Origin of the sequence: Stenotrophomonas sp. Marseille-Q5258, assembly GCF_946900935.1 — a bacterium.
Lineage (GTDB): Bacteria > Pseudomonadota > Gammaproteobacteria > Xanthomonadales > Xanthomonadaceae > Stenotrophomonas > Stenotrophomonas nematodicola.
This window is the reverse complement of the sequence record NZ_CAMPPN010000009.1, coordinates 99,591-125,755: the sequence shown is the minus strand read 5'-3', so window position 1 is coordinate 125,755 and position 26,165 is coordinate 99,591. Positions and strand designations below refer to the sequence as shown.

The following is a 26,165-nucleotide window of genomic DNA, read 5'->3' as shown; positions in this document are numbered from 1 at the left end:
GGCTCGAAGACCACCTCGGGCTCCCGCTGTACTGGCAGGCCGCAGTCGGCGGGTATGAGCGCGCTCATCGACCCTTGGCGTAGGCGCAAGGCCGCCTTCTGATGGTGTGACGCGCACGGCGCGCGGCCGGAATCCGGTGCCGCCACCGCAGGTCAGGGCACCAGCGAGAACACGTGGGCCGGTGCAGACTGGCCATCGATGACCAGCCGGTTGCGCGCCACGCTCTCGCGCAGCGCCCCGGACTTCACCGCCACCCGCTCGCTGGCCAGGTTGCCCACCGCCACGACAATCTCCACCCGCTGCATGCCCATGTGCGCGAACGCGTGGGTCGCCAGCGCGTGCACGACGCGCGTGGCGATGCCCTGGCCCTGGCGAGACTGCCGCACCCAGTACCCCAGATTGCAGAAGCGGTGATCGTGCCGGATGGCGTTGAGCCCGGCGCCGCCGACAAACGCGCCGGTATCCGGGTCGAACGCACCATACTCATGGGCGGTGGCCGCTGCGCGGCCGTCGCGGCAGGCCTGGAACCACTGCAGTGCCTGCTCGGCGCCGTAATCGGTGGAGCACCACGGCATCCAGCGCCGCATGCCCTCGGCCGATTCCCGCACCGCCGCGGCGAACGCGGCGGCATCGCCATCCTCGAACGGACGTAGCAGCAGTCCGTCGGCGAGAAGCTGGCTGTCGTCCATGTCAGCCCCTTGCCGTCACGCGCCGTAGCGGCGCAGTTCCCAGGCGCGGTGGATGCGCGGATTGCGCTCGAAATCATCGCCGATGGTCTCGGCGGAGATTTCCGTGCACTCGGCAAATTCCTTGATCGCTTCTTCGTCCAGCTTGAAGCGGCGGAAGTTGTTGGAGAAGTACAGCACGCCTTCCGGGCTCAACCGCGCCACGGCCGCCCGCAGCAGGCGCACGTGCTCGCGCTGGACGTCGAAGTCCTCGGCGCGGGCCGAGTTGGAGAAGGTCGGCGGATCGCAGAAGATCACGTCGAAGCGGTGCCGTTCGGCTTCCAGCCAGGCCAGCGCATCGGCCTGGATCAGCTGATGCTGACTGCCGCCCTTGCCGTTCAGCGCCAGGTTGTCGGCACACCATTGCAGGTAGGTGCCGGACAGGTCCACGCTGGTGGTCGACGCCGCTCCCGCGACCGCCGCCTGCACGCTGGCCACGCCGGTGTAGCAGAACAGGTTGAGGAAGCGCTTGCCGACCGCTTCCCGGGCCATGTGCCAGCGCAGCGGGCGGTGATCCAGGAACAGGCCGGTATCGAGGTAGTCGAACAGATTCACCCGCAGCAGTGCGTCATTCTCGCGGACCAGCACGAACTCACCGCGCTGTTCGAAGCGGCCGTATTTGCTGCCGCCCTTGCCGCGCTCGCGCGACTTCAGCGCGACCTGCTCGGCCGGCACCTGGAACACCTCGCGCGCGGCCGACAGCAGCTCGTTGCGGCGGCGGCGCACATCGACATCGGGAATCGTCGCCGGTGCCGCGTACTCCTGCACGTGCAGGAACGTGCGGCGCGCGCCGGCGTCTTCTTCGTACACGTCAATCGCGGCCGCGTACTCGGGCAGGTCCGCGTCGTACACGCGGTAGCAGGTGATTGCCTCGCGGGCGCGCCAGTTCTTGAACTTCCTGATGTTCTTGCGCAGGCGGTTGGCCACCATCTGCGCGCCTTCGCTCAGCTCGCGCGGCTGGCCGGCGTTGTCGCGCTGCGGCACCGCGATCGGATCGCAGACGATCAGCGCGCATTCGATCGCCCCGTTGAACAGCTGGTACTTCTTGTTGGCGCGCAGGCCGGTGGCGAACGCCAGGTCGGCACTGCCACACAGCAGGCTGGCCCGCCACTGCGGCACCGCACGCTTGAGCGCATCGCCAAGTCGGCGATACAGCACCGCATCGGCGGCCAGCCGTTCGTCATACGGAGGGTTGCACACCACGCAGCCGGTTTCCTGCGGCGGCACCTGCATGTCGGCCACATCGCGCACGCCGAACCAGATCGCCTCGGCCACGCCGGCGGTCTCGGCATTTTCCCGGGCGGCACGGATCGCATGCGGATCGATGTCGCTGCCGTGGATCACCTGCTTGAGCGCGGCACGCCCGGCCGTCTCTCGAGCGCGCGCCTCGGCCATCATCGTGTTCCAGGCGTCGCGGTCGAAACCCAGCCAACGGCTGGGCGGAATGCTGCCGTGGCGCTGCAGGCCCGGCGCGACGTCGGCGGCCATCAGCGCGCCTTCGATCAGCAGCGTGCCGCTGCCGCACATCGGGTCGAGCAGGCCACCGCCTTCGGCGTGGATCTTGGGCCAGTTGGCGCGCATCAGCACGGCCGCGGCCAGGTTTTCCTTCAGCGGCGCTTCGTTCTGCGCCATGCGCCAGCCACGGCGGTGCATCGGGCCACCACCGAGGTCGATGGAGATGCTTGCCCGGCCCTTGCGCAGCGACAGATTGATGCGCACATCGGGGAACTCGGTGTTCACCGACGGCCGTTCCAGGCCCTTGGCGCGCAGGCTGTCGACCACGCCGTCCTTGACCCGCTGCGCGGCGAAGCGCGCATGGGTGATCTCGGTCCCGGACACGTGCGCGTCCACCGACAGGGTCAGCTCCGGGCTGATGTGCTGGTCCCACGCCATCGCCGACACGCCCTGGTACAGCGAGCCTTCGTCCGGGCAGTCGAACTCGGTCAGCGGCCACAGCACGCGGCTGGCCAGGCGCGACCACAGCACCACCTTCAGTGCCTGCGGCAGCTCGCCTTCGGCGTTGACGCCGGCGATGGTGGCGGTGGCCTTGTCCAGGCCGAGCGCCAGCAGTTCGTCGGCGAGCAGGTACTCCAGGCCCTTGGCGCAGGAAACAAAGAATTTCACGGAATCGGTATCGCAGGTCAGCGGAAAGGAGGTGCCCACCGGGCACGGCAAGCGACCCGGCGCGACGCCGGGACGGCCATTGTACGGTAGAGCCGGGCTCTGCCCGGCTGGCGGGGGCGTGTGGCGTGGGGGGTGCCGGGCGCTGGCCGGCTCCCCCCTCACCCCAGCGACTGCAGCAGGTCCTCGAACGCCAGGGCCGAGGCCTCGACGTGATTGTTCAGCCGGTGCCCGTCGTCCACCAGCAGCAGGCGCGCCGAACGGGCCTGCGCCCAGGCGATGACCTGTGCCGGCGGAATCAGTTCATCGTGCCAGGCGTGCACCACGCTGGTCGGCACCGGGGCGGCATCCAGCGCCGGCATCGGTCCCATCGTGGTCGGCGGCACCATCAGGAACAGACCACGGGTGGGCACCTGCAGCGAGGCAATGGCCGAGATGTAGGCGCCCAGGCTGGAACCGGCCAGCACCACCGGGCCACGTGCGGCAGCCGCCGTGGCCAGGCCGGCCAGACGCTGCAGGCGGGCGCGGACGTCGCCGACGCTGCTTACCGCGCGCATCGCGTCCAGATCGGTGTAGTCGGGGCGTTCGTGCGTCCAGCCGAGCCGCTGGGCGACCTCGGCCAGCGCGGTCACCTTGGTGGCGTCCGGGCCGCTTTCGAACCCGTGGGAAAGGATGCAGTGGCCGCGGCTCATGCACGCGTCCTGTGGGAGTGGATATGAGCGTTCATGACGGAATGCTAGCATCGCGCCATGCCCGGCCGCGCACCGCCCCCGATCGACCTTCAGCCCCTGCCCTACGTGGCACGGCTGGGCGCGCGCGCGCCGGCCGACATCGATCTGGTGGTCATCCACTGCACCGAGCTGCCCGACCTGGCGATGGCCCGCCAGTACGGTGAGCGCGTGCTGTACGACAGCGGCAGCGGCAACAGCGGGCACTACTACATCGACCGCGATGGCCGCATCGTCCAGTACGTGGCGTTGGACCGCATCGCCCACCATGTCAGCGGCTACAACCCGCGCTCGGTCGGCATCGAGCTGGTCAACACCGGCCGCTACCCGCACTGGCTGGATTCACGCCACCAGGCGATGGACGAGCCGTACACCGAGGCGCAGCTCGCCGCGCTGATCGACCTGCTGCAGCACCTGTGCGACACGCTGCCCGGGCTGCGGCACATCGCCGGTCACGAATGGCTGGATACCCGCGAGGAAGTGGCCAGCGACGACCCCGAGCGGCGCGTGCCGCGCAAGCGCGATCCCGGGCCGCTGTTCCCGTGGCCGCGCGTGTTGGCGGCGCTGCCGCTGCAACCGTTGGATGCGCACCGCCCCTGACCCGGGAGGTGTTTCAGGGGCCGGTGGCGACCGGGCGGCTGGAATCGCTGACCCACCCGCTCCACGAATCGGCGTAGATGCGGGCGCCATGCAGGCCGGCCACTTCCATCGCCAGCAGCAGATGACAGGCGGTGACGCCCGAGCCGCACATCAGCACCACCTGGCCCGGATCGTGGGTGCCGATCAGCGGGCGCAGCGCGGCCTGCAGATCCGCCGCCGGGCGCAGGCGTCCGTCGTGGACGTTCAACGCGAACGGGCGGTTGACCGCGCCGGGGACGTGCCCAGCGATGGGGTCCAGCGGCTCCACCTCGCCGCGGAAACGCTCGCCGGCCCGGGCATCCAGCAACCAGCCCGGTGCGTGCTTCAGGCGTGCGGCCACTTCGCCAGCCGAGGCGATCTGGCTGCGGTCGAACTGGCCGGGATAGGGCGGCAACGCCGGCACCTGCGGCACCTCGGCGGTCAGCGCCAGGCCGGCGGCCTGCCACGCGGCCAGTCCACCATCGAGCACGGCGACCCGACGGTGCCCGATCAGCCGCAGCAGCCACCACAGCCGCGCGGCGGCCATGCTGCCATCCCCTGCGTCATAGACCACCACCTGGGTTTCCGGCGCGATACCCCACTGCCCCAGCCGCGCGGCGAAGTCCGCGCTGTCCGGCAGCGGGTGGCGTCCCTGGCCGTGCTTGCCCATGTCGGCCAGGTCGCGGTTGAGGTCGGCGTACAGTGCACCGGGCAGATGCCCCTGGGCATAGGCCTGCGCGCCCGACTGCGGGTCGCCCAGCGAGAAGCGCGCATCGACCACGCGCACGGCGGTGCTGGCGGTTGCGCGCGCGTCGAGCACGCGTGCCCCGCCCTGCTGCAGAGCATCGGCAAGGGCGGCGACATCGACCAGGGCGGTCCAGGAAAACGCGGTGGAAGTCATTCGGTCTGCTCCAGGCGGCGACGCAGGTTGTAGAGAATGGCGGCGGTGGCGCCCCAGATGCGTTGGCCCGGCCAGCCGTACTCCAGCACATGCCGGATGCGGCCGCGGTGGTCGATCTCCACCTGGTGCAGGTTGGCGGGCTCCATCAGATAGCTCAGCGGCACCTCGAACACTTCGGCCACTTCATCCGGCTGCGGCACGGCGACGAATGCCGGATCGATCACGGCCACCACGGGCATCACCCGGTAACCGGTGATGGTGACGAATGGATCCAGGTAACCGAGCACGTGCACCTGATCGTGCTTGAGCGCGATTTCCTCATCGCTCTCGCGGATCGCCGCGGCCACGGCGTCGCGGTCGTCCGCCTCCATCCGTCCACCGGGAAAGCCGACCTGGCCGCCGTGATGGCGCAAAGTATCGGTGCGTCTGGTCAACAGCACCTGGGCACCGCCCTCGCGCGGAATGATGCCGGCCAACACCGCCGCCTCGACCGGCGGTCCGGGCGGCAGCAGGTCACTCAGCTCGCTGCGGTTCCAGCCCTCGCCAGTCGGCGGCGCATCCAGCGGATGCAGCGCGCGCATCAGCCGCGCGTGCTCGGCCAGCGAACCGCGCAGCGACTGCCGCAACTGCTCGCGCAATGGCAGCGTATGCTGCATGACATGGGTCTGTTCGTGACGGCTCATCGTTCGCCAGCGGGTGATTTCATCCACGGTGCGCAGGCACCCCGCGCAGATATCGGCGCTGTCCAGCGCGCAGATACCGATACAGGGGGTGGGTACGGCACGCGGGGGATCGTCCAGTGATTGCACCGTGCAACAGTAGCGCGATTGGCAGGCTGGATCGAGAGCGCGGAGCGCGCGGTGACAGCAAACAAAAACGCGCCGATGTTTCCATCGGCGCGTTTTTGTGACTGCCTGATCTTACTTGACGCTGATCAGCTTGATTTCGAACTGCACGGCGACGTTCGGCGGGAACGGCGTGCGCGGATCGGCACCATAGGCCTGTTCCGGCGGCAGCGTCACTTCCCACTTCGAGCCGGCCGGCATCAGCAGCAGCGCTTCGCGCATGGCCTTCATTTCGACTTCGCTGACCTTCATCGCCGGGATCTGCTGCGCCGGGCGGGCTTCAGCCGGACGGGTGCCGTACGGGTACGGACCGGCGACTTCCAGCTGCACGGTGCTGGCCTGGGTCGGCTTGGCGCCGGTGCCGGCTTCGACCACGCGGTACTGAACGCCGCTCGGCAGCGTCTGCACGCCGGCCTTGGCCTTGTTGGCAGCCAGGAACTGGGTGCTCTTGGTCTTGTTCTCGGCAGCGGCCTTGTCGTACTCGGCCTTGGCGGCCTGCGCACGACCCTGCTCACGCTTCTGGAAGGCTTCGACGGCCGGCTTCAGCTGCTCGGCGGTGATCGCCGGCTGCTTCTTGGCGTAGGCATCCTGCAGGCCCTTCACCACCGAGTTGATGTCCAGCTGTTCGCCACGCGAGGTGAGCTCAGCCAGATTGTTGCCGTAGTCGTAACCGAAGTAATAGCTCAGCTTGCCCTTTTCGGACGAGGTGTCCTGGGCGAAGGCATTGCCCGTCAGGGCCAGGGCCGCGACGGCGACCGCGATAGAACGCAACTTCATCAAACATTTCTCCAGGGGTGGTAACTCAGGACGCGTTGGGCCGCCCTGAGGCGACGGGTTAGGATAGCCGCCGCAACGTTGAACCGCCACTAACGACGCAAGCTCTGACCTGACTTCGTTTCAAGAGTTCAACCTCACTTTTTTTTAACGTTTTTCCAGGAGCCCCGCCGTGGCCGATTCGCCCCTCGCCGTGACCGATGACGGCGCCATCCGCACCCTCACCGTGAACCGCCCGGACAAGCTCAATGCCCTCGACAAGGCTACGCTGGAAGCGCTATACAGCGCGTTTTCGGCGGCAGCCGCCGATCCGGCGGTCCGGGTGGCAGTGCTCACCGGGGCCGGTCCGAAGGCGTTCGTGGCCGGGGCGGACATCGCCGAAATGAACGGACTCAGCGCGGTTCAGGGACGTGATTTCTCGGCGCTGGGGCAGAAATTGATGCGCTGCATCGAGCGCATGCCCAAGCCGGTGATCGCGAAGATCAACGGATTTGCGCTGGGCGGCGGCCTGGAACTGGCGATGGCCTGCCACCTGCGCATCGCTGCCGAAACCGCCAAAGTCGGCCAACCGGAGATCAATCTCGGGCTGATTCCCGGCTTCGGCGGCACCCAGCGCCTGCTGCGTCTGTGCGGCCGCGCCGCGACGCTGGAACTGTGCCTGCTTGGCACACCGATCACGGCCGCGCGCGCACTGCAGTTCGGGATCGTCAACGAAGTGGTGGCTGCCGATGCATTGGATGCACGCGTGCAGGCGCTGGCCCAGCAGCTTGCGCACGCCGCGCCGCTGGCGCTGCGCGGCATCCTCGATGCCGTCCATATCGGCGGTGAGTGTGCGCTGGGCGAAGGTCTGGCCTACGAAACCGCGCAGTTCGGGCTGATGTTCGCTACCGAGGACATGCGCGAAGGCACCGCCGCCTTCTTGGCCCGCCGTCCGCCGGTGTTCCAGAACCGCTGATGATGATGGCCACCGACCCTGACCTGCCCACGCGGCTGTGGATGCTGCTGCTGGACGACGACGTCGACGGCGCACTCGCGGCCGGCTTGATGGACTACGTGCCACACCCTGGCGACGCCCAGCGGGTGCCCGGCCATCCGGACCTGCCCGTGCGCCTGCTGCAGGCCCAGCAGCAGCTCACGCGAGCGTGGGCTGCGCGCGAGCGCTACCGCCAGCGCGCGGTACGCCTGGGCCGCCGTGCCGCCGAACGCGACGCGCGGCGGGCACCGGCGGCGACCACGCCGGATGCGAAGCCGGCGCTGCCGTCGGCGGCGGCGGCCATCCTCGCCCGCGCCAAGGCCCGGGCGGCCGGGAACGGCACCTGATGGCCGTCGTCAGCAAGGCCGCGCCGCGCTCCGCACGCATGCCCAAGGCCGATGTGATCGAGATGTTCACGCGTCTGCGCGAGCTCAATCCGCATCCGCGCACGGAGCTGGAATACAGCACGCCGTTCGAACTGCTGATCGCGGTGGCGCTGTCGGCGCAGGCCACCGACGTGGGCGTCAACAAGGCCACGCGCAAGCTGTTCCCGGTGGCCAGCACGCCACAGGCCATGCTCGCGCTGGGCGAAGACGGGTTGAAGAAGTACATCGCCACCATTGGGCTGTTCAACGCCAAGGCGAAGAACGTGATCGCCACCTGCGCACTGCTGATCCGCGACCACGGTGGCGAGGTGCCCCGTGATCGCGCCGCCCTCGAGGCGCTGCCGGGCGTGGGCCGCAAAACGGCCAACGTGGTGCTCAACACCGCCTTCGGCGAGCCGGTGATGGCGGTGGACACCCACATCTTCCGCGTGGCCAACCGCACCGGGCTGGCCCCTGGCAAGGACGTCCGCGCGGTGGAGGACCTGCTGGTCAAGGTGATCCCCGCCGAGTTCCTGCTCGACGCACACCACTGGCTGATCCTGCATGGCCGCTACGTGTGCAAGGCACGCAAGCCGGATTGCCCGCAGTGCGTGATCCGCGACCTGTGCCGCTACAGGGAAAAAACCGCCGCCTGACCCCCGGCGGCGATTGCCATCTGTACGCAATCCGGCGGTCATCTGCGCCGGGCATTCATGTAAAGCCCTGCCGGGCCGTGGGGTCCGGCAAACGACGGTTTGTCTGAAACTGTCACATTTACGCAATCTTCACTAATTAGCCTGCGCAGCATCTTCCCACCTGCCTGCAAGGCTCCTTTCCATGAAACTGCATCGCCAACTTCTTACTGCGGCCGTGGCGGCTGCGCTGTTCGTGCCGGCCGCTCACGCTGAAGTGGCCATCGACGTGATCGGCGGTTCGGAGATCACCTTCGAAGGCCTGGTCCAGGCCGACGGCAACTGGTTCGACAACGATCTGACCGACCTCAACGGCGGCGATGCCGGGAACGGCAAGAACAGCGAGTTCGAGCTGCGCCGCGCCGAGCTGGTGCTCAAGGGCAAGGGCCCGGGCAACGTGGAATGGGTGGTGGGCTACGATGCCAAGGCCGACAAGTTCCTGGACACCAACCTGAAGTACAAGCTGGCCGGCAACGCCAACCACTTCGTGCAGTTCGGCCAGTTCAAGCAGCCCAACAGCCTGGAAGAACTGTCCAGCACCAAGAACAACGACTTCATCTCCAAGGCGGCGGTCACCAACACCTACGCCGTGGCCCGTCGCCTCGGCGGTGCCTACAGTATCGGCGACAGCAACTGGTCGGTCACCGCCAGCGCCTTCGGCCGCGAGCTGACGCGCAACCTGGCCCACGGCAGCGGCTACGGCGCGCGTGGTACCTGGGCGCCGATCAACGAGAAGGGCCAGGTGCTGCACTTCGGCCTGAGCTACGTCGACTACGACACCGATGCGGACACCCTGCGCGTGCGCGCCCGTCCGAACGCCGACCTGGCCACCGTGCGTCTGGTGGACAGCGGCAACCTGGTCGATACCGACCGCGTCAGCACGCTGGGTGCCGAAGCGATGTACATCGGCGGCCCGTTCAAGGCCCAGGCCGAGTACTACACCAGCAAGGCCAAGCGCTACAGCCACGACAACTACAGCAGCGACGGCTTCTACGTGAGCGGCCTGTGGAACATCACCGGCGAGAGCTGGGGCTACAAGGGCGGCACCCCGACCACCGGCCTGCCGGACGAACCGGGCCGCGGCATGTGGCAGCTGGGCGCGCGCTACGACCAGATGGATCTCAACGATGGCAACCTCACTGCCAACCCCGTGGCCGGCCGTCCGCCGATCGTCGACGGCGTGCTCGGTGGCAAGATGAACATCTGGACCGTCGGCGTGAACTACTACTGGCGCTCCAACACCAAGTTCGCCCTGAACTACGTGATGGTGGACAGCAAGAAGTACAGCTCGTCGGCCCGCGGCTTCGTCAACGACGACCCGAACATCCTCGAAGCCCGCCTGCAGTTCTTCTGGTAAGCCCTGCGGCATCGATGCACTCCAGGGGCGCAGCGCAGGCTGCGCCCCTTTTCGTTGGGCCTGCATGCCGTGTCGCCTGCGTATGCTGTGCGGCCACTTTCCCACGGACGGCCCGATGCGCCCCACCCTGCTGCTCCTGCCTGTGCTTGCGAGCGCCACGCCAGCCGCCCATGCCCAGCAGTGCACCGACGCCATCGCGGTGATCGAGCACGCCTACGCTGTCCGCCCAGGCACCGTGCTTCCCGACCGCGCGGGCTGGCGCCGTGCGCCGCAGGCGGGCACCTGCCGCGTCTGGCCAGCGCACCCGGAGCTGACGCTGTTGGCCGTGCCGGTCTGGAATGACCGCGACAGCCTGCCGGACGCGCCCGACGGCGACCTGGAACTGATGGTGATCGATACGGCCAGCGCCACCCCGCGCGCCTGGAGCGTGCTGCGCGGCGCGGTCGACAGCGACGCCGTCCGCTTCGACGGCGTTGCCCTGGATACCGCCCGCTATCGGCTCGACGACGCACACTGGACCTTCGGCGTGCGTACCCGCTTCACCGGCGCGTCCAGCCCCAACCCGTATTCGGAAACCCGGCTGCGCCTGATCGCCTACACGCCGGGCCACCTGCAGGTGCTGACCCAGCCGATCAGCGTGGACATCGCCCAGGGAGAGTGGGATACCCGCTGCGCCGGCGAGTTCCAGACCACCACGCGCACCCTGGAGGTCGGCGCACCGCGCCCACCGGGATTTGCCGACCTGATCGTCCGCGAGCGGCAGGTGGCGCGACGCAGCGCCGTGCGCGGCGAAACCTGCGTGGACAGCGACGCGCCCGCGGTCCAACGCAGCTACCGGCTGCGCCACGATGGCCGCGCCTACCCCTTCCTGGATGCCCTCAGTCCCTACTGAGGGGGGGGCACCCGGTCTGCGCGAAGCTGCGTGACGCAGTGCACTTTATGACGCCGACAACGCCCCTGCTCCGGGCGTCGCGGGGCGATGCCGCACCCTGTCACGGTTGCGTCATATGACAGACGCTGCGCTGTCATCGAACCGTTATGGAATGGGCGCCGGGCGGGACACCCCGCACCGTCATCCATCCCAGGAGCCATCCCGTGATCCACGCCTTCAAGTCGCGCGCCGCCGTTGTCGTCCTCGCCGCGTCGTCCGTGTTTGCCGCCAATGCCGCCGATGTCACCGGCGCGGGCGCCTCGTTCATCTATCCGGTCATGTCCAAGTGGTCGGCCGACTACAGCGCCGCTACCGGCAAGAAGGTCAACTACCAGTCCATCGGTTCGGGCGGCGGCATTGCCCAGATCAAGGCGGCGACGGTGGACTTCGGCTCCTCCGACGCCCCGCTGAAGCCGGAAGAGCTGGCCTCGGCCGGGCTGGCCCAGTTCCCGTCGGTGATCGGCGGCGTGGTCCCGGTGATCAACGTGGCCGGCATCGCGCCGGGCGCACTGAAGCTGGATGGGCCGACCCTGGGCAACATCTTCCTGGGCAAGATCAAGACCTGGAACGACCCGGCCATCGCCGCGCTGAACCCGGGCGTCAAGCTGCCGGACGGCAAGATCACCGTCGTGCACCGCTCGGACGGCTCCGGCACCACCTTCAACTTCGTCAACTACCTCTCCAAGGTCAATCCGGAGTGGAAGAGCAAGGTTGGTGAAGGCACCTCGGTCCAGTGGCCGGTCGGCATCGGTGGCAAGGGCAACGAAGGCGTCGCCGCGTACGTCAAGCAGATCAAGGGGGGCATCGGCTACGTCGAGCTGTCCTACGCGCTGCAGAACAAGATGTCCTACGCCGCCATGAAGAACGCCGCCGGCAAGATCGTCCTGCCGAGCGACACCTCCTTCGCCGCCGCAGCCTCCAGCGCCGACTGGGGCAGCGCCAAGGACTTCTACCTGGTCATGACCAACGCGCCGGGCGCCGATGCGTGGCCGATCACCGCCACCAACTTCATCCTGGTCCGCAAGCAGCCCAAGAACGTCGCCAACGCCAAGGCCACGCAGGAGTTCTTCCGCTGGATCTACCGGAACGGCGACGCCCAGGCCAAGCAGCTCGATTACGTGCCGCTGCCGGACACCCTGGTCAAGCAGATCGAGACGTACTGGTCGCAGAATCTGAAGTACTGAGGTGCCGTCACGACCACGGTCGTGACCCACCCCGGCCGGGTACCGCCATTGGCCGGTACCCGGCCGGATCGACGGACAAGGCAATGGCGGCGGCAGGTCCTCTCTCCCCCTGCCGCCGCCGGGCGCGGATCGCAAGATCCGCGCCTTTTCTTTTTCCGCACGTGCCATCGCCGGCCCCCGTCCCACCGGGCTTTCCCGTGCGTCCGGTCACGTCGTCATACGGCTGTAACAAAAACATCATTTCATAGCAGCGTCGCCGGAGAGACCGGCCCCCATCCCGCTACGGAGTGACGCATGAAACTGCACACGGCTGGCTTGACCGCCCTTACCCTGGCCATCGCGCTGGGCCTTTCCGCCTGCAAGCCGGGCGCTGAAGGCCAGGCTGCCGCGCCGGCCGCCGACACCCCCGCCGCCGCGCCTGCCGCCGGCGACAGGCTCACCGCCGAGATCTCCGGTGCCGGTGCCTCCTTCATCTTCCCGCTGGTGTCCAAGTGGTCGGCCGACTACAACGCGGCCACCGGCGCCAAAATCAACTACCAGTCCATTGGTTCGGGTGGCGGCATCGCCCAGATCAAGGCCGGCACCGTCGACTTCGGTTCCTCCGACAAGCCGCTGAGCAGCGAAGAGTTGGCCCAGGCCGGCCTGGGCCAGTTCCCGTCCGCCATCGGCGGCGTGGTCCCGGTGGTGAACATCGAGGGCCTGGACGCCGGCAAGCTGCGCCTGAGCGGCGCGCTGCTGGCCGACATTTTCCTCGGCAAGGTCAAGACCTGGAACGATCCGGCCATCGTTGCCGCCAACCCGGGCGTGAAACTGCCCGACGGCAAGATCACCCTGGTCCACCGCTCGGATGGCTCGGGCACCACCTTCAACTTCTCCAATTACCTGTCCAAGGTCAGCCCGGACTGGAAGAGCAAGGTCGGCGAAGGCACCTCGGTGCAGTGGCCGGACGGCGTGGGTGGCAAGGGCAATGAAGGCGTGGCCTCGTACGTGAAGCAGATCAAGGGCTCGATCGGCTACGTCGAACTGGCCTACGCGCTGCAGAACGGCATGCCGTACGCCTCGATGCAGAACGCCGCCGGCAACTGGGTGCAGCCGAGTGCGGAGAGTTTCGCCGCCGCGGCCGCCAGCGCCGACTGGGCCAGCGCCAAGGACTTCAACCTGGTCATCACCAACGCCCCGGGCGACCAGGCGTGGCCGATCACCGCCACCAACTTCATGCTGATGCACAAGCAGCCCAAGGATGCCCAGCGCAGCAAGGACACCCTGGCGTTCTTCAAGTGGGCCTTTGAAAAGGGCCAGACGCAGGCCAACGAACTGCACTACGTGCCGCTGCCCGCCGAACTGGTGACGCAGATCGAAGCCTACTGGGCCGCTGAATTCAAATGACAACCCGGGCCCGCGCGCCGCGCGGGCCCTCCCTTGTCGCCACCACGCCGCACCCCACCTCTCGGGCCCCTGCCTTTCCCATGAATGCCATTGCCCAGCCTGTTCCCGCACCGTCCCTCCGCGACCTGCGTGATGCCCGCAACGACACACTGTTCCGCTGGGTACTGATCACCACCGTCGTTCTGGTGCTGGTCGCCCTGGCCTGCGCCGCGCTCTCGATGCTGTGGGGCGGCCGCCATGCCCTGCAGGAGCAGGGCCTGAGCTTCTTCTACTCGTCCGAATGGAATCCGGTCGAAAACAAGTTCGGTGCGCTCGCGCCGATCTACGGCACCCTGGTCACCGCGCTGATCGCCATGATCATCGCCGTGCCGGTGAGCTTCGGCATCGCCTTCTTTCTGACCGAAGTCGCCCCGCGGTGGATGCGTGGTCCGGTCGGTACCGCCATCGAACTGCTGGCCGGCATTCCGTCGATCATCTACGGCATGTGGGGCCTGTTCGTGCTGGTGCCGGTGATGACCGAATACGTCACCCCGTTCCTCAACGACCACCTCGGCACACTGCCGGTCATCGGTCCGCTGTTCCAGGGCCCGCCGCTGGGCATCGGCGTGCTCACGGCCGGCTTCGTGCTGGCGATCATGGTGATCCCGTTCATCTCCTCGGTCATGCGCGAAGTGTTCCTGACCGTACCCACCCGCCTGAAGGAATCGGCATACGCGCTGGGGTCCACGAAGTGGGAAGTGAGTTGGGACATCGTGCTGCCCTACACCCGCTCGGCGGTGATCGGCGGCATCTTCCTCGGCCTGGGGCGCGCCCTGGGCGAAACGATGGCGGTGGCCTTCGTGATCGGCAACAGCGTGCGCCTGTCGCCCTCGCTGCTCGAGCCCGGCACCACCATCGCCGCGCTGATTGCCAATGATTTCGGTGAGGCCACCGAAACCTACCGCTCGGCACTGCTGCTGCTCGGCTTCGTGCTCTTCATCGTGACCTTCGTTGTGCTGGCCATTGCCCGCCTGATGCTGATGCGCCTCGCCCGCAAGGAGGGCAACTGATGTCCACCATCGCCCCGTCCGCCGCACAACCGCTGTACCTGCGCCGCCGCATCGTCAACGTGGTCGCGCTGCTGATGTCCTGCCTGACCGCGCTGTTCGGCCTGTTCTTCCTCGGCTGGATTCTGTGGACGCTGGCCTCCAAGGGCCTGGCCGGGATCAACCTGGACCTGTTCACCAGGATGACCCCGCCCCCCATGCAGGAGGGCGGCCTCGCCAACGCCTTCTTCGGCAGCGCGGTGATGTGCGGTCTGGCGATCGCGATCGGCACCCCGCTGGGCGTGCTGGCCGGCACCTGGCTGGCCGAGTACGGCAACTTCCGCAAGGCCGGCACGGTGGTGCGTTTCGTCAACGACATCCTGCTCTCGGCGCCGTCGATCGTGCTGGGCCTGTTCGTCTACACCCTGTACGTGATGCAGACCGGCGGACAGTTCTCGGCGTTCGCCGGTGCACTCTCGCTGGCGTTCATCGTGCTGCCGGTGGTGGTGCGCACCACCGACGAGATGCTGCGACTGGTGCCGTCGCAGATGCGTGAGGCGGCGCTGTCGCTCGGCATCCCGCAGTGGAAGGTGACCGTGCAGGTGCTGTATCGCAGCGCCGCCGCCGGCATCGTCACCGGCATCCTGCTGGCCCTGGCCCGCATTTCCGGCGAGACCGCGCCGCTGCTGTTCACCGCCTTCGGCAACCAGTACTGGAACAGCAACGTGTTCCAGCCGATGGCCTCGGTGCCGGTGGTGATGAACCAGTTCGCGGGCAGCCCGTACGAATCCTGGCAGGTGCTCGCCTGGGCCGGCGCCCTGGTGCTGACCGTGTTCGTGCTGCTGGTCAGCCTCTCTGCGCGCGGCATCCTGCTGCGCAACCGTATCTCCCATGACTGACCTTTCCACGGACATCGCCATGAACGATCTCTCCAACGCCGTACCGATGCAGCGCATCGTGGTCCCGGCCTCGCATGAAAGCCTGCACACCCCGGCGCCGATCAAGCTGGCCGCGCGCGGGTTGGACTTCTACTACGACAAATTCCATGCGCTCAAGGGCATCGACCTGGAGATCCCGGAGAAGCGCGTCACCGCGCTGATCGGTCCGTCCGGCTGCGGCAAGTCCACGCTGCTGCGCATCTTCAACCGCATCTATGCGCTGTACCCCAAGCTGGAAGCACGCGGCGAAGTGCTGCTGGACGGTGAGAACATCCTCTCGCCGAAGTATCCGATGAACCGCCTGCGCAGCAAGGTCGGCATGGTGTTCCAGAAGCCGGTGCCATTCCCGATGACCATCTTCGAGAACGTCGCGTACGGCATCCGCCATCACGAAAAGCTGTCCAAGTCGGAGATGACCGACCGCGTCGAACAGGCGCTGCGCCAAGGCGCGCTGTGGGACGAGGTCAAGGACAAGCTCAACCAGAGCGCGCTGGGGCTGTCCGGCGGCCAGCAGCAGCGCCTGTGCATCGCCCGTGCCGTTGCGCTGCGCCCGGACGTGCTGCTGCTGGATGAGCCGACGTCGGCACTGGACCCGATCTCCACCAGCCGCATCGAACAGCTGGTCGAAGAGCTCAAGCACGATTACACCATCGTGATCGTCACCCACAACATGCAGCAGGCCGCGCGCGTGTCCGACTACACCGCCTTCATGTATCTGGGCGACCTGATCGAACACGACCGCACCGAAGTGATCTTCTCGCAGCCCAACAAGCAGCAGACCGAGGATTACATCACCGGGCGGTTTGGCTGAGCGCCTGCGTCTCCACATCATCCAGCCGGGCAGAGCCCGGCTCTACGAGAATCATCATGAACTTTCCCAACGACCATATCGTCAAGAGCTACGACGAAGAGCAGCAGCGGCTGGTGGCCGAGATCGTGCGCATGGGCGAGATGGCCGTGGCGCAGCTCGATGCGTCGATGGACGTCATCGAGAAACGCGACGAGAACGCGGCACAGCGCATCATCGCCAACGACGAAGCCATCGACAGCCTGGAACAGCAGATCAGCCACGATGTGATGCGTCTGGCGCTGCGCGGCCCGATGGCGCGCGACCTCCGCGAGATCCTGGCCGGCCTGCGCATCCCGGCCGACATCGAACGCATCGGCGATTATGCCGCCAACGTCGCCAAGCGCTCGATCGCCCTGAGCAAGGTCCCGCCGCTGCCGCAGATCCAGGGCCTGCGCTCGCTGGGCCGGCTGGCCGCACAGCAGGTCCGCCGTGCCATCGAGGCCTACCGCGACAACGATGCCGCCGCCGCCCTCGCCCTGCGTGATGACGATGCGCGCCTGGATGCACAGTACACCGCGCTGTTCCGCGAGCTGCTCACCTACATGATGGAAGACCCGCGCAACATCACCCCCTGCACGCACCTGCTGTTCATGGCCAAGAACCTGGAGCGCGTGGGCGACCATGCCACCAACATCGCCGAGAACGTCTGGTTCCTGGTGCACGGCGAGCAGGCCCTGCCGCCGCGCGAGAAGCGCGACGAAACCAGCAGCACCGATCACGTCTGAGGCATCCTGCCAATGCAGGGAGCAGACGCCGCGGCCCTCGGGTCGCGGCTTTTTTTTTGAATCCGCGAGATGCGCCCCGTCGAGTGCCGGGGCGCACGCGGGGGATGGACGGCCGGGGGCCGCTGGGCCGCGCGGGGCCCGCGCGGAGCGACCGCCGTGTACGCAGGGTCCTGTTGCATTGCCACGATGGGAATCTCCCACACTTCACGAAATGTTGAATGCTGTGTGAGGATTCGTTGAGCGAGGACCGGCCATCATGGCCGCACCTGCTGCCCCACCAGCAGCCATTCCGGGCACTGGCCCATACCCAAGGAGCACCATCGATGAGCACATCCACCCGTTCGCTGTCCCTGCTGGCGGCCACCGCCCTGGCCGCCGGCCTGGGCGCCACCACGTCGGCCTCTGCATTGAGCATGACCGACCTGGCGCAGGGCTACCTGGTTGCCGGCCAAGCCGCCGCCAAGACCGCCGAAGGCAAGTGTGGCGAAGGCAAGTGCGGGGCGCATGGTGCCAAGGGTGGGGAGAAGGCCGGCGCCGCAGCGGCCGGCAAGACCGCCGAGGGCAAGTGTGGGGAAGGCAAGTGTGGCGCCGACAAGGGCAAGGCCAAATCCAAGGCGGACGACGCCAAGGCTCCGACCGCGGCCGGCAAGACCGCCGAAGGCAAGTGCGGCGAAGGCAAGTGCGGTGCCAAGCACTGACGCCCCGGCCACCGCGCTGCCCCGGTCGCCGCTGCCTGCGGCGGCGACCGGACTGGGGCTGCGCCGTGCGCTGCTGCAGGACCTGCGCGAGGCACCCGAGGGCGATGTCGATTTCCTCGAGTGCGCGCCGGAGAACTGGATCGGCGTGGGCGGCCTGGCCGGCGAACAGCTGGCCGAGCTGGCGCGGCGCCATCCGCTGAGCTGCCACGGCCTGTCGCTGTCGCTGGGCGGCACCGCGCCGCTGGACACGTCACTGCTGGAGCAGGTGGGTCGCTTCCTGGACCAGCATCGGGTGCCGCTGTACAGCGAACACCTGAGCTACTGCAGCGACGAGGGCCATCTGTACGACCTGCTGCCGATTCCCTTCACCGACGAGGCCGTGCGCCATACCGCCGCCCGCATCGCCCGCGTGCAGGATCTGCTGGGACGGCGCATCGCGGTGGAGAACGTGTCCTACTACCTGGCGCCGGAACCGGCAATGGATGAGCTGGCCTTCACCAACGCCGTGCTGGCCGAGGCCGACTGCGACCTGCTGCTGGACGTCAACAACGTCTACGTCAACGCCTTCAACCACGGTTACGACGCGGACGCCTTCATCGCCGGGCTGCCCGCGCATCGCATCGCCTGCCTGCACGTGGCGGGCCACCTCGACGACGCCGACGACCTCAAGATCGATACCCACGGCAGCGCGGTGATCGATCCGGTATGGGACCTGCTCGGCCGCACCTATGCACGCATTGGCCCGCGCCCCACCCTGCTCGAACGCGATTTCAACTTCCCCCCCTATCCGGAGCTGCGCGACGAACTGCGCATCATCCGAGGCCTGATGGCCGCGCACGGAGCGGTGTCCAATGGCTGACACATCCCCTCGCCTGCACGCACAGCAACGCGCGTTCACCGCGCATCTGCGCGATCCGGAGCGTGTCGCCGCGCCGACCGGCCTGGACCCGCGCCGGATGGGCATCTACCGGCGGCTGGTGTTCAACAACGTGCTGGGGCTGCTCGGCAACGGCTTCCCGGTGTGCGCGCGGCTGCTCGGCGAGGCGGCCTGGGCAGCGCTGGTACGCCGCTTTCTTGCCGATCATCGCGCGCAGACGCCGCTGTTCACCGAGCTGGCCGCCGAATTCGTGCAATGGCTGCAGGAACGCCCGGTACTGCCGCATCCGGCACTGGCCGAACTGGCGCACTACGAATGGGTGGAGACCGCGCTCTATCAGCTCGACGCCTGTCCGCTGCCGATTGCCACGGGCATCGACCCGCAGGTTGTGCCGCTGCAGCGCTCGCCCTTGGCGTGGCCCCTGCTCTACCACTGGCCGGTCCATCGGCTCGGCAGCGCCGACGCGCCGGCCGAGCCCCCCACCGAACCGACCGGACTGCTGGTTCGGCGCGACGCGGACGGCCAGGTGCGCTTCGCGACGATCAGCCCACTGGCCGCCCACCTGCTCGAGCGCATCGGCCAGTCGCCCGGCCAGACCGGCGCTGAGCACCTGCAGGCGTTGGCGCAGGCCCACGGCCTGCCCCCCGATGTCCTGCTGACCGAGGGAACCGCGCTGCTGCAGCAGTTCCTGCGCCACGCCGTGATCGCCCCGTCCCCTCCGCCTGCCTGACCCCTTTTCCAGGAGTTCCCCTTTGATGAAGACACTGCACCGGGTCGCCCTGCGCGACCGGCTTGATCGGCTTGCGCCGTGGATCGCCCCGCTGGGCCTGCGTCTGCTGCTGGCCTGGGAGTACCTGGAGTCCGGCCGCGAAAAGCTGCGCGGACAGAACTGGTTCGGCGACCTGCAACAGGCCTTCCCGTTTCCGTTCGACCAGCTCCCGGCCAGCCTCAACTGGCACCTGGCCATCGGATTGGAGTTGGTCGGCGCGCTCTGCCTGCTGCTGGGGCTGGGTACCCGGCTGGCCGCCGGCAGCCTGCTTGTCCTGACCGTGGTGGCGACCTGGGCGGTGCACTGGCCGATGCACTGGGACGGACTGGCCGAGCTGTGGCAGGGCTATGCCATCACCGACCAGGGGTTTGGCAACTTCAAGCTGCCGCTGCTGTTCATGGCCATGCTGCTGCCCCTGGCGCTGCAGGGCGCCGGCCCGCTGAGCGTGGACCACCTGCTGCGCCGGCAGCCGGGGCGCCGTCCCGCAGACGCCTGAGTGGCGGGGGCATACAGGCCCCCTCTGCTAGAATCCACGGATGAACGATGCCGCCTTGCCCCCTGCCGCCGCCGAAACGACTGCCCCCGCGGCGAACCTGGCAATGGCCCAACGCTTCCGTGGTTTCCTGCCTGTCGTGATCGACGTGGAAACCGGCGGCTTCGACTGCAACCGCAACGCACTGCTGGAAATCGCCGCGGTGCCGATCGAAATGGACGAGAACGGCCTGCTCTATCCCGGCCCGACCGCCAGCGCCCACGTGATTCCGGCCGACGGGTTGGAGATCGACCCGAAATCGCTGGAAGTGACCGGCATCATCCTCGACCACCCGTTCCGGCTGGCCAAGTCTGAAAAGGACGCGCTCGACCACATCTTCGCGCCGGTCCGCGCCGCCGTGAAAAAGTACGGCTGCCAGCGCGCGATCCTGGTCGGCCACAACGCGCATTTCGACCTGGGCTTCGTCAATGCCGCGGTCAACCGCACCGGCCACAAGCGCAATCCGTTCCATCCCTTCAGCGTGTTCGACACGGTGACTCTGGCCGGCGTCGCCTACGGCCAGACCGTGCTGGCGCGCGCGGCCAACGCCGCCGGGCTCGGCTGGGACGCCGACGAAGCGCACAGCGCGGTGTACGACACCGAGCAGACCGCCAAGCTGTTCTGCACGATCGCCAACGCCTGGCCACGTCCCTGACGCACCCGCGCGGGGCGGCCGAACCCTGCTCCGCCCCGGCCTGATCGTCACCCGATGGCGGTGCGGTCGCGGCCTTCGCTCTTGGCGCGGTACAGCGCGCGGTCCGCGCGCTGATACAGCAGCATCGGGGTACGGTCGGCCGCATCCAGTTCGACCAGTCCGGCGCTGAAGGTCACCTTCAGACCCGCCACACCGGCCCAGTCGGGGTGGTCGTGGAACAGGCCACGCAGACGTGCGCAGACCTGCGCCGCTTCGTCCAGGCGGGTGTCATTGAGCAGCAGGGCGAACTCCTCACCACCGGTGCGTGCCGGCATGTCCGAATCGCGGCATGCCGAGGCGATCAGGCGCGCCACTTCCACCAGCACCACGTCGCCGACGCTATGGCTGTGCCGGTCGTTGACCTCCTTGAAGTGGTCGATGTCCAGCACCACCAGGCACATCGGGTGACGGCTGCGCTGCGACCGGGCGAAATCGCGGGCCAACGCTTCGTCGAATGCACGCCGGTTGGCCAGGCCGGTCAGCGCGTCTTCGCGCGCCTGGCGTTCAAAGGCTTCGGCCTGCACGGCCAGACGTTCGGCCAGCGCGGTCTTTTCCTCGTTCAAGGCCTGCAGGTGCATGGTCTGCGCCTGCAGGTCGCGCGTGGCCTCATTCACCCTCCGCGCCAGGCGGATGTTGCTGGCCTTGTAGCGATTGATCAGATAGCGGTACAGCGCCACCAGGCCGGCCAACAGCAGCAGCGAAGCGATCACCTGCACGCTGCGCCGCTGCCACAGGAACGGCTCGACCGTGAACGCCCAGACCGCCTCGCTGTCGCTCCATGCACCGCCGGGGTGGGCGGCCGACACATGCAGCGTGTAGTCGCCCGGCGGCAGACCGATGAATTCGACGTTGCGCTGCTGCCCGCGCTCGATCCAGCCGCTGTCCAGGCCCTCCAGGCGGGTGCGATAGCGGATCCGTTCGGACAGCAGATAGCTCAGCCCCACATAGCTCACGCTCAGGCGCTTGCCGCCGGGAATGCGGTTGTAGTCGTTGCCCTGCCAGTGCAGGGGCGTGCCATCCACCTGCACGTTCTCGATCACCGCCGGCGGCGCCAGGCGCTCGCGGAAGCGCTGCAGCCGCAGCGGATCGACCGTGCTGAGGCCACCGGCAGTGACCACCCAGAACGTCCCGTCCTGGCGCAGGATCGCCGACGGGCCGGAACTGCCATTGGCCTGCGAATTGGCCATGCCGTCGATTTCGTTGTAGTGCTCCACGTCGATGTGCGGCGCGCGTCCGTCGGCCACATCGTTGAGCATCGCCATGTCGGTGCGCAGGACGCCGCGGTTGCTGCTGATCCACACATTGCCGACGCGGTCGGGCACCAGCTGGAACACCGTATCCACGGGCATGCCCTGCTCCAGCCCGACCCGCGCCAACCGGCCGTTCTGCCAGCGGTACAGCCCACGGTCGGTGCTTACCCACATCGCATCGCCGATCTGCTGGAAGCCGAACACGCTGCGGCCGCCGCCCATGCGCTCCAGGTCGATGGCCTGCACGCGGTTGCCGCGCAGCACGCGGATGCCTTCGATCGTGCCGATCCACAGATTGCCCTCGGCGTCGTGGGCCAAGGCGGTGATCAGCCCGGACGGCATGCCGGGCACGGTCGGCACGGCCACGCCACGCGCATCAATGCGCACCACGCCCTTCTGCGTGCCGGCCCAGACCCCGCCGTCACGGTCCACGCTCATCGCACGGATGTTGCCCCCCGGCAGCCCATCGGCGGTGCCGTAGGTGCGCAGCACCCGGCCCTGTGCGTCCACCCGGAACACCCCGTCGCCGAAGGTGCCCACCCACAGATCACCTGCACGGTCCTGGGCCAGGCTCAACACCGACGGCGGCTTGCCGCCCTGATTGCGCAGCGCGATCGCATGGAAGCGGCCGTCGCCGTCCATCCGGTCCAGGCCGCTGGCACTGCCGATCCACATCTGGCGTTGCCGGTCCTCATACACGGTGCGCACGTAGTCGCCACTGAGTCCATCGCGTTCGGTGTAGCTGCTGAACAGCGTTTCGCGCAGGCGGTACAGACCGCCGTTGGCGCCGACCCAGATGCTGCCCTCCGCATCCTCCCGCAGGCTGACCACACGTCCACCCGGCAGCGAAAGACCGGCCGGCAGCCGCTCCAGCCCATGCCGCGAGAGCCGCAGCAGGCCCTGATTCTCGGTGCCCAGCCACAGGTCGCCGTGGCGGTCCTGCAGCATCGCGGTCATGTGCATCTGGCCGGGCAGGCGGTGCTGCAGCTCGGGCACGCCGTCCTGCATGCGGTAGATCCGCTCGCCGGCCACGATCCACATCACCCCGTCGGGCGCCCGGTACGGCCACACCAGGCCACGCCCCAGCCCGAAGCTCTCCGGCGCACGGCGCAGGACGCCGTCGTTGTCGCGCACCACCAGGCCATCCAGGGTGCCCACCCACACGCGGTCCTGGGCGTCCACCACCATTTTGGTGAAACTCATCGCCATCGGCACGTCGGCCGCCGGCGGTGTGTATGCGATGCGGCCGTCCGGGTCGAGGCTGCCGATGCCCTTGCCTTCGTACAGCAGCCACAGGCGCCGATGGCTGTCCATCTGCATCGCCTGGATCAGCACCTGCGGCGTCCCCGGCTGGTGTTCCCATACCCGCCACTGGCCATCGCTGCCGCGGCGGGTGACGTTGCCGCGCGAGTCGCTGATCCACAGGTTGCCGGCGTGGTCGACATACAGGGCGCCCACGCCATTGTCGCGCAGGCCCGGCCGCGTGCTGCGGTCGAACACGGTGAAGTCCAGCCCGTTGTAGCGCACCAGACCCTCCCAGGTGGCGAACCAGAGGTGGCCTTCGGGCGTCTGCGCGATGTCGCGCAGCGAGTTGTGCGGCAGGCCGTTGCGCGAGGTCCACACGTCGATCGCGTAGTCGCGCAGCGGCGGTGGCCCATCCTGCGCCGACAGCGACGGAATGGCCGCCAGCCACAGCAGCAGGCACAGCCCTGCGGCCTGCAGCCACGGCAGGACGCGTCCTCGGGATTGGACCGGCCGCCGCCGGTTGACGCCCCCCCGTTCCCTCATCCGTGCAGGCCTGCCCGCATGGCGTTGGGAAGGGAAGCCCCGGCCCGCAGGCCGGTTGATTCGTGCGCTCTCATGGGGGAGAAGCTGGCAAAGAGGTGCCCATAGTAGGCAAATCCGCGCCCGAACGGTCGTGAAGATCTATCCGGTGCGGCTTCCGGTTGCAACCCGCCAGGTGGCCGGCCAACGCACCACGGCCTCCAATCCCCCCTGCGGATGATTGCGCAGGTGCAACGTGGCACCGTCCTTCTCGGCCAGCGCGCGGGCGATGGTCAGGCCCAGCCCGGCGCCGCCCGTATCGCGCGAGCGCGAGGTCTCCAGCCGCACGAACGGATCGAACACGGCCTCCAGTTCGTCCTCGGCCAGGCCCGGCCCGCTGTCGCGGATGCGGACCACCACGTCATGCTCGGTCTGCTCCACACTCACCCGTGCCGACTGCCCGTACATCACCGCGTTGTCCACCAGGTTGGAGAACAACCGGTGCATGGCCAGCGGGCGCAGCATCATCACCGCGCCACTGGCCTGGTCGAAGCGCACGTCGGCGCCGGCTTCGGCGGCGTCCTCCACGATGCTCTCCAGCAGCGAATCCAGCACCAGGGCAGCGCGCTGTTCGGCGCTTTCGGCACTGCGGGCCAGCTCCAGACCCTCGCGGATCAGCGCCTGCATCGCGCCCAGGTCGCCGATCAGGCGCTCACGCAGCGCCTCGTCGGTCACGTTCTCCAGCCGCAGCCGCAGCCGGGTCACCGGCGTCTGCAGATCGTGGGTGATCGCGGCCAGCATCTGCGTGCGCTCGCCCAGGTGCCGCTGCAGGCGCTGCTGCATGGCGTTGAAGGCTTCGGCAGCGCGTCTGACTTCCAATGGCCCGGTCACGGGCATCGGCGCGCCCTGCAGGTCGTCGCCCAGCGCCGCGGCGGCAGCGGCGAGGCGCTGCAGCGGCGCGCTGGCCATGCGCGCCACGATGTAGGCCAGGATCGCGATGGCGATCACCAGCAGGGTCAGGAACAGCGGGTCCACCGCCAGGATGCCGTTGTGCGCCACGGCCGGGGAATCCAGTGCAAGCCGCAGCGGCGTGCCGTCGCTGAGTACCACCGACACGGCGCGGCATTTGGGCGGGATGAACGCCGGATCGCGCTCGCGCGGGCGCTTGGGCGCGCCCATCTTGTGCGGCGGCGGCGGCAACAGCTCCGGCAGCCGCGGCAGGCAGGAGCGGAACGAGGTGAAATGGACCTGGGCGTGGGCCACCGGGCCGGGCCGGTCATCCAGCACGGCCATCATCGCGGTGTCCCTGCGGCCCTGGCGCGCGCCGTCGGGCAGCTCGCGCACGCTGGGGCCGCCCACGGCCAGCAGGCGCTCGCGCAGCTCGGGGTTGCCGTCCAGCAGGTTGACGTAGCCCTGCAGCCGGTCTGCGATGCGGTTGAGGTTCTGCCGTTCAAATTCCTGCTGGCGCTTGGCGCTGGCCAGCACGGTGGCACCGATCGCGGCCACCGCCATGCCCAGCAGCAGAATCAGGAACAGGCGCCCCACCATCGAAGCGAAGAAGCGCCGCAGGCGTTTCATTCCAGCCCCACCGCCGTGGCCAGTACGTAACCTTCGTTGCGCACGGTCTTGATCAGCCCGTCGCTGCCGCCGTCATCGCCCAGCTTGTTGCGCAGGCGGCTGACCTGCAGGTCGATCGCGCGATCCTGCGACTCGTAGCTGCGGCCACTGCTCAGCGCCACCAGCTGCTCGCGCGACAGTACCTTGTTGGCATGTCCGACAAACACCCGCAGCAGGCGGAACTCGGCACCGGACAGCACCACCACCCGGCCATCGGGGTCGACCAGGTGCCGGTGTTCAAGATCGAATATCCAGTGCGAGAACCGCGCGCGGCGGATCGCCAGCGGCTCCAGATTGGCCGGCAGCGCCTCGGTCCGGCGCAGCACGTTGCGGATGCGCGCCAGCAGTTCGCGCGGCTCGAAGGGCTTGGCCAGGTAGTCATCGGCGCCCATTTCCAGGCCCAGCACGCGGTCGATCGGCTCGCTGCGCGCGGTGAGCATGATCACCGGCGTGCTTGACCGCGCACGCAGGTCACGGCACAGGGTCAGCCCGTCTTCGCGCGGCAGGTTGAGGTCGAGCACGATCAGGTCGACGTGTTCGCGTTCAAGCACCTGACGCATGCCGGTGCCATCGCTGGCGGTGCTGATCTGGTAACCGGCGCGTCCCAGCTGTTCGGCAAGCAGTTGGCGGATATCGTGGTCGTCGTCGACGATCAACAGGCGATGCATGGTGGTGGTGGTCTCCATGCGGTCATGATCCCCTGTCCGGAGATGAACCGCATCAATGGGAATGCGTACGCGTGTGTCAGGACACGACGACGATACACAACGAAACGCGGGACAGCGCGTCTGGTTACCCTTTGATACACGGCGAGCGTTGAGCCCTC

Annotated in this window: 26 protein-coding genes; 17 read left to right on the top strand and 9 right to left on the bottom strand. The window is 68.2% G+C overall.

Features of this window, described 5'->3' with window-relative positions:
• Window positions 1-152: 152 nt before the first annotated feature.
• The 3 genes from OC534_RS07400 to OC534_RS07390 all read right to left on the bottom strand — a co-directional run bounded on the left by OC534_RS07400 (window position 153) and on the right by OC534_RS07390 (window position 3,538).
• Window positions 153-689 (bottom strand): GNAT family N-acetyltransferase, encoded by a 537-nt coding sequence (locus OC534_RS07400; RefSeq protein ID WP_136004196.1) that lies wholly within the window; start codon window positions 687-689, stop codon window positions 153-155.
• A gap of 15 nt (window positions 690-704) precedes the next feature.
• Window positions 705-2,849 carry a bifunctional 23S rRNA (guanine(2069)-N(7))-methyltransferase RlmK/23S rRNA (guanine(2445)-N(2))-methyltransferase RlmL gene (rlmKL, locus tag OC534_RS07395; protein ID WP_026071020.1) on the bottom strand — a complete coding sequence of 715 codons (2,145 nt, stop codon included), beginning with the start codon at window positions 2,847-2,849 and terminating at the stop codon, window positions 705-707.
• Window positions 2,850-3,007: 158 nt separating this feature from the next.
• Window positions 3,008-3,538, bottom strand: a complete 531-nt coding sequence (locus OC534_RS07390) for a hypothetical protein (RefSeq protein WP_262071625.1) — start codon at window positions 3,536-3,538, stop codon at window positions 3,008-3,010.
• Window positions 3,539-3,595: 57 nt separating this feature from the next.
• Here OC534_RS07390 and OC534_RS07385 point away from each other — a divergent pair, with 57 nt between their 5' ends.
• On the top strand, window positions 3,596-4,174 hold the full coding sequence (locus OC534_RS07385; RefSeq protein ID WP_262071624.1) for an N-acetylmuramoyl-L-alanine amidase: 579 nt from the start codon (window positions 3,596-3,598) through the stop codon (window positions 4,172-4,174).
• 13 nt (window positions 4,175-4,187) lie between these two features.
• On the opposite strand, the gene OC534_RS07380 is transcribed toward OC534_RS07385, so the two are convergent.
• The 3 genes from OC534_RS07380 to OC534_RS07370 form a co-directional block, all read right to left on the bottom strand.
• Complete coding sequence (locus OC534_RS07380; RefSeq protein ID WP_136004201.1) at window positions 4,188-5,093, bottom strand: sulfurtransferase; 906 nt, start codon at window positions 5,091-5,093, stop codon at window positions 4,188-4,190.
• Complete coding sequence (locus OC534_RS07375; protein WP_026071021.1) at window positions 5,090-5,893, bottom strand: CoA pyrophosphatase; 804 nt, start codon at window positions 5,891-5,893, stop codon at window positions 5,090-5,092. Before OC534_RS07375 ends, OC534_RS07380 begins: the two co-directional genes overlap by 4 nt.
• A 120-nt stretch (window positions 5,894-6,013) precedes the next feature.
• Complete coding sequence (locus tag OC534_RS07370; protein WP_017357558.1) at window positions 6,014-6,715, bottom strand: FKBP-type peptidyl-prolyl cis-trans isomerase; 702 nt, start codon at window positions 6,713-6,715, stop codon at window positions 6,014-6,016.
• A gap of 169 nt (window positions 6,716-6,884) precedes the next feature.
• Here OC534_RS07370 and OC534_RS07365 point away from each other — a divergent pair, with 169 nt between their 5' ends.
• The 16 genes from OC534_RS07365 (at window position 6,885) to rnt (ending at window position 20,669) form a co-directional block, all read left to right on the top strand.
• Window positions 6,885-7,667: an enoyl-CoA hydratase-related protein gene (locus OC534_RS07365; protein ID WP_153164401.1), complete on the top strand. Its 783-nt coding sequence runs from the start codon at window positions 6,885-6,887 to the stop codon at window positions 7,665-7,667.
• A 5-nt stretch (window positions 7,668-7,672) separates the two neighbouring features.
• Window positions 7,673-8,032: a hypothetical protein gene (locus tag OC534_RS07360; protein ID WP_262071640.1), complete on the top strand. Its 360-nt coding sequence runs from the start codon at window positions 7,673-7,675 to the stop codon at window positions 8,030-8,032.
• The gene (nth, locus tag OC534_RS07355; RefSeq protein WP_136004205.1) at window positions 8,032-8,706 is read left to right on the top strand and encodes an endonuclease III; all 675 of its coding nucleotides are present in this window, start codon (window positions 8,032-8,034) and stop codon (window positions 8,704-8,706) included. Before OC534_RS07360 ends, nth begins: the two co-directional genes overlap by 1 nt.
• A 181-nt stretch (window positions 8,707-8,887) precedes the next feature.
• On the top strand, window positions 8,888-10,099 hold the full coding sequence (locus OC534_RS07350; protein ID WP_026070827.1) for an OprO/OprP family phosphate-selective porin: 1,212 nt from the start codon (window positions 8,888-8,890) through the stop codon (window positions 10,097-10,099).
• Between the two features lie 115 nt (window positions 10,100-10,214).
• Entirely contained in the window at window positions 10,215-10,991 is a 777-nt protein-coding gene (locus tag OC534_RS07345; protein ID WP_136004206.1) for a hypothetical protein, read from the top strand.
• 203 nt (window positions 10,992-11,194) lie between these two features.
• Window positions 11,195-12,214, top strand: a complete 1,020-nt coding sequence (pstS, locus tag OC534_RS07340; RefSeq protein WP_153164403.1) for a phosphate ABC transporter substrate-binding protein PstS — start codon at window positions 11,195-11,197, stop codon at window positions 12,212-12,214.
• A gap of 294 nt (window positions 12,215-12,508) precedes the next feature.
• Window positions 12,509-13,600, top strand: coding sequence for a phosphate ABC transporter substrate-binding protein PstS (gene pstS / locus OC534_RS07335; RefSeq protein WP_017356818.1), 1,092 nt, complete (start codon window positions 12,509-12,511; stop codon window positions 13,598-13,600).
• Between the two features lie 80 nt (window positions 13,601-13,680).
• Window positions 13,681-14,649: a phosphate ABC transporter permease subunit PstC gene (pstC, locus tag OC534_RS07330; protein WP_017356817.1), complete on the top strand. Its 969-nt coding sequence runs from the start codon at window positions 13,681-13,683 to the stop codon at window positions 14,647-14,649.
• A complete protein-coding gene (pstA, locus tag OC534_RS07325) occupies window positions 14,649-15,524 on the top strand; it encodes a phosphate ABC transporter permease PstA (RefSeq protein ID WP_017356816.1) in 876 nt (291 codons plus the stop codon). Before pstC ends, pstA begins: the two co-directional genes overlap by 1 nt.
• A gap of 19 nt (window positions 15,525-15,543) precedes the next feature.
• Window positions 15,544-16,374, top strand: a complete 831-nt coding sequence (pstB, locus tag OC534_RS07320; protein ID WP_017356815.1) for a phosphate ABC transporter ATP-binding protein PstB — start codon at window positions 15,544-15,546, stop codon at window positions 16,372-16,374.
• A gap of 56 nt (window positions 16,375-16,430) precedes the next feature.
• Window positions 16,431-17,138 (top strand): phosphate signaling complex protein PhoU, encoded by a 708-nt coding sequence (gene phoU / locus OC534_RS07315; protein WP_017356814.1) that lies wholly within the window; start codon window positions 16,431-16,433, stop codon window positions 17,136-17,138.
• Window positions 17,139-17,461: 323 nt separating this feature from the next.
• Window positions 17,462-17,836, top strand: coding sequence for a hypothetical protein (locus OC534_RS07310; RefSeq protein WP_017356813.1), 375 nt, complete (start codon window positions 17,462-17,464; stop codon window positions 17,834-17,836).
• A complete protein-coding gene (locus tag OC534_RS07305) occupies window positions 17,823-18,695 on the top strand; it encodes a DUF692 domain-containing protein (protein WP_136004211.1) in 873 nt (290 codons plus the stop codon). Before OC534_RS07310 ends, OC534_RS07305 begins: the two co-directional genes overlap by 14 nt.
• Window positions 18,688-19,443 (top strand): putative DNA-binding domain-containing protein, encoded by a 756-nt coding sequence (locus tag OC534_RS07300; RefSeq protein ID WP_262071623.1) that lies wholly within the window; start codon window positions 18,688-18,690, stop codon window positions 19,441-19,443. The genes OC534_RS07305 and OC534_RS07300 overlap by 8 nt, the downstream gene beginning before the upstream one ends.
• A gap of 25 nt (window positions 19,444-19,468) precedes the next feature.
• The gene (locus OC534_RS07295; protein WP_262071622.1) at window positions 19,469-19,978 is read left to right on the top strand and encodes a DoxX family protein; all 510 of its coding nucleotides are present in this window, start codon (window positions 19,469-19,471) and stop codon (window positions 19,976-19,978) included.
• A gap of 103 nt (window positions 19,979-20,081) precedes the next feature.
• Window positions 20,082-20,669: a ribonuclease T gene (gene rnt, locus OC534_RS07290; protein WP_136004413.1), complete on the top strand. Its 588-nt coding sequence runs from the start codon at window positions 20,082-20,084 to the stop codon at window positions 20,667-20,669.
• Window positions 20,670-20,716: 47 nt separating this feature from the next.
• On the opposite strand, the gene OC534_RS07285 is transcribed toward rnt, so the two are convergent.
• The 3 genes from OC534_RS07285 to OC534_RS07275 form a co-directional block, all read right to left on the bottom strand.
• The gene (locus OC534_RS07285) at window positions 20,717-23,746 is read right to left on the bottom strand and encodes a ligand-binding sensor domain-containing diguanylate cyclase (protein WP_262071621.1); all 3,030 of its coding nucleotides are present in this window, start codon (window positions 23,744-23,746) and stop codon (window positions 20,717-20,719) included.
• A 138-nt stretch (window positions 23,747-23,884) separates the two neighbouring features.
• A complete protein-coding gene (locus OC534_RS07280; protein ID WP_262071620.1) occupies window positions 23,885-25,300 on the bottom strand; it encodes an ATP-binding protein in 1,416 nt (471 codons plus the stop codon).
• Window positions 25,297-26,025 (bottom strand): response regulator transcription factor, encoded by a 729-nt coding sequence (locus tag OC534_RS07275; protein ID WP_017356981.1) that lies wholly within the window; start codon window positions 26,023-26,025, stop codon window positions 25,297-25,299. Before OC534_RS07275 ends, OC534_RS07280 begins: the two co-directional genes overlap by 4 nt.
• Between the last annotated feature and the right edge of the window lie 140 nt (window positions 26,026-26,165).

What these genes read in the sequence shown, in the direction of transcription:
- OC534_RS07400 (WP_136004196.1), bottom strand. Translation starts at nt 689, where the DNA reads ATGGACGACAGCCAGCTTCTCGCCGACGGACTGCTGCTACGTCCGTTC.
- OC534_RS07390 (WP_262071625.1), bottom strand. Translation starts at nt 3,538, where the DNA reads ATGAGCCGCGGCCACTGCATCCTTTCCCACGGGTTCGAAAGCGGCCCG.
- OC534_RS07385 (WP_262071624.1), top strand. Translation starts at nt 3,596, where the DNA reads ATGCCCGGCCGCGCACCGCCCCCGATCGACCTTCAGCCCCTGCCCTAC.
- OC534_RS07380 (WP_136004201.1), bottom strand. Translation starts at nt 5,093, where the DNA reads ATGACTTCCACCGCGTTTTCCTGGACCGCCCTGGTCGATGTCGCCGCC.
- OC534_RS07370 (WP_017357558.1), bottom strand. Translation starts at nt 6,715, where the DNA reads ATGAAGTTGCGTTCTATCGCGGTCGCCGTCGCGGCCCTGGCCCTGACG.
- OC534_RS07360 (WP_262071640.1), top strand. Translation starts at nt 7,673, where the DNA reads ATGGCCACCGACCCTGACCTGCCCACGCGGCTGTGGATGCTGCTGCTG.
- nth (WP_136004205.1), top strand. Translation starts at nt 8,032, where the DNA reads ATGGCCGTCGTCAGCAAGGCCGCGCCGCGCTCCGCACGCATGCCCAAG.
- OC534_RS07350 (WP_026070827.1), top strand. Translation starts at nt 8,888, where the DNA reads ATGAAACTGCATCGCCAACTTCTTACTGCGGCCGTGGCGGCTGCGCTG.
- OC534_RS07345 (WP_136004206.1), top strand. Translation starts at nt 10,215, where the DNA reads ATGCGCCCCACCCTGCTGCTCCTGCCTGTGCTTGCGAGCGCCACGCCA.
- pstS (WP_017356818.1), top strand. Translation starts at nt 12,509, where the DNA reads ATGAAACTGCACACGGCTGGCTTGACCGCCCTTACCCTGGCCATCGCG.
- pstC (WP_017356817.1), top strand. Translation starts at nt 13,681, where the DNA reads ATGAATGCCATTGCCCAGCCTGTTCCCGCACCGTCCCTCCGCGACCTG.
- pstA (WP_017356816.1), top strand. Translation starts at nt 14,649, where the DNA reads ATGTCCACCATCGCCCCGTCCGCCGCACAACCGCTGTACCTGCGCCGC.
- pstB (WP_017356815.1), top strand. Translation starts at nt 15,544, where the DNA reads ATGAACGATCTCTCCAACGCCGTACCGATGCAGCGCATCGTGGTCCCG.
- phoU (WP_017356814.1), top strand. Translation starts at nt 16,431, where the DNA reads ATGAACTTTCCCAACGACCATATCGTCAAGAGCTACGACGAAGAGCAG.
- OC534_RS07310 (WP_017356813.1), top strand. Translation starts at nt 17,462, where the DNA reads ATGAGCACATCCACCCGTTCGCTGTCCCTGCTGGCGGCCACCGCCCTG.
- OC534_RS07300 (WP_262071623.1), top strand. Translation starts at nt 18,688, where the DNA reads ATGGCTGACACATCCCCTCGCCTGCACGCACAGCAACGCGCGTTCACC.
- OC534_RS07295 (WP_262071622.1), top strand. Translation starts at nt 19,469, where the DNA reads ATGAAGACACTGCACCGGGTCGCCCTGCGCGACCGGCTTGATCGGCTT.
- rnt (WP_136004413.1), top strand. Translation starts at nt 20,082, where the DNA reads ATGGCCCAACGCTTCCGTGGTTTCCTGCCTGTCGTGATCGACGTGGAA.
- OC534_RS07285 (WP_262071621.1), bottom strand. Translation starts at nt 23,746, where the DNA reads ATGAGGGAACGGGGGGGCGTCAACCGGCGGCGGCCGGTCCAATCCCGA.
- OC534_RS07280 (WP_262071620.1), bottom strand. Translation starts at nt 25,300, where the DNA reads ATGAAACGCCTGCGGCGCTTCTTCGCTTCGATGGTGGGGCGCCTGTTC.
- OC534_RS07275 (WP_017356981.1), bottom strand. Translation starts at nt 26,025, where the DNA reads ATGGAGACCACCACCACCATGCATCGCCTGTTGATCGTCGACGACGAC.